General features: G+C 49.0%; 4 protein-coding genes. 3 read left to right on the forward strand and 1 reads right to left on the reverse strand.

Annotated elements, in window-relative coordinates; all coding sequences use genetic code 11:
* Positions 1–229: 229 nt before the first annotated feature.
* Together ACI3UA_RS02900 and ACI3UA_RS02905 are read left to right on the forward strand one after the other, a co-directional pair.
* Entirely contained in the window at positions 230–634 is a 405-nt protein-coding gene (locus ACI3UA_RS02900; protein WP_439723327.1) for a biotin/lipoyl-containing protein, read from the forward strand.
* Positions 635–794: 160 nt separating this feature from the next.
* Positions 795–1739 carry a nitronate monooxygenase gene (locus tag ACI3UA_RS02905; RefSeq protein WP_439723328.1) on the forward strand — a complete coding sequence of 315 codons (945 nt, stop codon included), beginning with the start codon at positions 795–797 and terminating at the stop codon, positions 1737–1739.
* Between the two features lie 81 nt (positions 1740–1820).
* Here the strand turns inward: ACI3UA_RS02905 and ACI3UA_RS02910 are convergent, their stop codons facing one another.
* Positions 1821–2021, reverse strand: coding sequence for a DUF1858 domain-containing protein (locus ACI3UA_RS02910; RefSeq protein ID WP_439723329.1), 201 nt, complete (start codon positions 2019–2021; stop codon positions 1821–1823).
* Between the two features lie 181 nt (positions 2022–2202).
* Between ACI3UA_RS02910 and ACI3UA_RS02915 the strand changes: the two genes are divergently transcribed.
* Complete coding sequence (locus tag ACI3UA_RS02915; RefSeq protein ID WP_439723330.1) at positions 2203–3075, forward strand: polysaccharide deacetylase family protein; 873 nt, start codon at positions 2203–2205, stop codon at positions 3073–3075.
* Positions 3076–3165 lie beyond the last annotated feature (90 nt).

Raw genomic sequence — 3165 nt, forward strand, 5'->3', positions numbered from 1 at the left:
CGGCTGAAACCCGTCCTCTGATTATTACCGCCCTGAATGCTTGTGCAAGCAAGCGTGAGGCTATGCCTGCCAAGAAGCATGGCAATATTCCATTGTAATGAATAGGGCTTTTTAGTCTTATTATGCAGGCTATTTTTAGCTATATTAAGCCATGTCAGGCTATGTTAAGCTGAATTAAGCGATTATGAAGGATACATTGTATCATTAAGAGTTTGTGGAGGTATATTAGATGAAAAAGTTCAACATTACTGTAAACGGCACCGCTTATGAGGTTGAGGTTGAGGAAGTAAAGGCAGCTGGCGCAGCTTCTGCAGCTCCAAAGGCTCCTGCAGCTCCGGCACCTGCTCCTGCACCGGCAGCACCTGCTCCTGCAGCAGCACCAGCAGCTCCGGCAGCCCCTGCAGCAGCACCGGCAGCTGGCGAGTCCGCTGTAAACGCTCCAATGCCAGGCAAGGTAATCAAGCTGGTTGCTTCCGTTGGCCAGGCAGTAAAGGCTGGCGAAGTAGTTCTCATTCTCGAGGCTATGAAGATGCAGAACGAGATCGTTGCTCCTGTTGACGGCTCCGTAAAGGCTATCAATGTTGCAGCAGGCCAGGCTGTACAGGCTGGCGAGGTTCTGGCTGTTATCGGCTGATAGCTTAGCTGTTACAAACGGTAAATGAAATTTGAGGTACCCTGCGGGGTGCCTCTTTTTTCTTGGCAGAATAGATGGTATAATGTTAAAAGGATATAATCTGGTGGGAATGTTTTTTACAATATAAGCAGTATTTCAAAGATTTTTAGGAGGTTGTCGTATGGCAAAGAGCATTTGTGAGGTTTTGGGCATAAAGTATCCTGTTATTCAGGGCGGCATGGCGTGGATTTCTGATGCGGTGATGGCAGCTGCTGTTTCCAATGCAGGAGGAGCCGGTATTATTTCCTGCGGCGGGCGCACCACCGAGTACGTAAGGGATGAAATCAGGAAGTGCCGTGAGCTGACGGATAAGCCATTCGGCGTAAATGTGATGCTGATGGCTCCTAACAAGGACGAGATTGTGGAGGTAATCTGTCAGGAGAAGCCTGCCTTCGTTACGCTGGGCGCCGGTAACCCTGTGCCTTATGTGGAGCCGCTGCATGCTGCCGGTATCAAGGTTATTCCTGTGGTGCCGAATGTCAAGCTGGCAAAGCGTTTGCAGGACAACAACGCTGATGCCATCGTGGTTGAGGGCATGGAGGCCGGTGGTCATATTGGCGTGCTGACGACAATGGCTCTTATGACCCAGGTCATTCCGGAGGTGGATATTCCTGTGGTAATGGCCGGCGGTATTGCTGACGGGCGCGGCATTGCGGCAGCTCTTCTGATGGGGGCGGCAGGTGTGCAGATTGGCACACGCTTCCTGATTGCCGAGGAATGCCCTGTGCATGAGAACATGAAGCAGAAGCTGATTGAGGCGGTTGATACCGACACCATCGTGACCGGCCAGACCATCAAGAGTGCTGTCCGCGGCGTCAAGAACAAGTTCTCCACCGAGTATCAGGCTCTGGAGTTCTCCGGCAAGGCTGACAAGGAAACCCTGCTGAAAATGGCTACCGGCACCAACAAGCTGGCGGCCGTGGACGGCGATGTGGAGAATGGCATGGTGCAGGCAGGCCAGAGCCTGACACCTTTGAAGAAGGTGGAGCCAATGGCCGTCATCATGGAAAACCTCGTGAATGAAGCAAGGGAAACGCTGGCAAAGGCGGCGGCTATTAAGATATAAACAAAACTCCCTCATCGGATTAGTTGTGGTTCCAATCCAATGAGGGAGCTTTTATTTTTGTCGTTTAATCCTTGTGGCGGCTTACTGCTGCGGAACAACGTCATTCAGGGCAGTAATCAGCTCGTTGATGTCGATGCCGTGAGCCATAGCTCCCTGCTCGATGTTCTCGAAGTGGGCGGCGGCACAGCCGATGCAGCCCATGCCGGCCTGCATAAATACAGGAACAGTGTCAGGGTAGTTGGTAACAACCTCCATGATGGACATTTCCTTTGTAATAGTCATATAAAATCCTCCTTGCAAGAATATATTCGTTATTTGTCCTTTGCAGACGAAAACATTATACCACAGATTGAGTTTTTGAGCAAAAAATGTATAATATATAGGAGCGGGATAATCGAGTTGATTTTGACAAGGTTAAGAAATGATAATCATTTTAATGTAATTTTAATATTTGGGGGATATAATGAAACCGTTATATGACAGGATCAGGGAAAAGCTGAAGAATATTTCCAGCAAGGAGTTTGTGTATGGCCTGGCCGTTGTGGTAGTGTGCCTGGTGGTGGGCATTATTGTGAAGCAGCATGGCGATGCTGCCAGCGCCCAGACGATGCCGGCAGAAGCTGTAACGGTGCAGGAGGATTCGCGGACGGTGATGGTGCTGAACTATCACAAGGTAGTGGATGAGCACATGTCCTTGTCTGTGCCGCTGGCAGATTTTGAGCAGCACATGAGATGGCTGCAGGAATACGGCTATACCAGCATTACGCCCCGTGAGCTGTACGATTTTATCGTTGATGGCAGGGAACTGCCGGAGAAGCCGGTGCTGATTACCTTTGACGATGGCTACAAGGATAACTATACCAACGCGTACCCTATTATGAAAAAGTACGGCTTTAAGGGAACCATCTTTGTGGTGACGGGATTTCTGGGTGTCTATGACAATTATCTTACCTGGGAGCAGGCCAAAGAATTGACGGAAAACGGGTTTTCTATTGAGTCCCATACCCATAACCACAAGTCTATGACGGAAGCCAGTGATGATGATATATCCAAAGAGCTGGCCAAATCCCGTGATACCATCAGGGAAAAGCTGGGCGTAGAGGCGGATTTCATAGCATACCCTACCGGTACATACAACCTTCATATTGCCGAGCTGGTAAAGGAGGCTGGTTACAAGGGCGCTTTTACGATTAAATACGACAATGCAAGCAGGGACAGCAATGTTTATGCCATAGAGCGTGTTCCTGTATTCCATACGGAAAACACAAATAAAGATTTTTTGGAGAGAATTCAATATTTGCCATTGATGTACAAATATGGCTGGGTGAAAAATTAGCGGCATAGTGCACAGGCATCAGATTATTGTGCCGGTTATTGTGCCGCAGGACATTGAGGAAGATGATTTATGCGACATCAGCTAAACAAT

The organism is Anaerovibrio sp. (assembly GCF_051866355.1).
Taxonomy (GTDB): Bacteria; Bacillota; Negativicutes; order Selenomonadales; family Selenomonadaceae; genus Anaerovibrio.

Excerpts from the sequence above, each read along its gene's own strand:
- ACI3UA_RS02915 (WP_439723330.1), top strand. The coding sequence starts at position 2,203 with ATGAAACCGTTATATGACAGGATCAGGGAAAAGCTGAAGAATATTTCC.
- ACI3UA_RS02900 (WP_439723327.1), top strand. The coding sequence starts at position 230 with ATGAAAAAGTTCAACATTACTGTAAACGGCACCGCTTATGAGGTTGAG.
- ACI3UA_RS02910 (WP_439723329.1), bottom strand. The coding sequence starts at position 2,021 with ATGACTATTACAAAGGAAATGTCCATCATGGAGGTTGTTACCAACTAC.
- ACI3UA_RS02905 (WP_439723328.1), top strand. The coding sequence starts at position 795 with ATGGCAAAGAGCATTTGTGAGGTTTTGGGCATAAAGTATCCTGTTATT.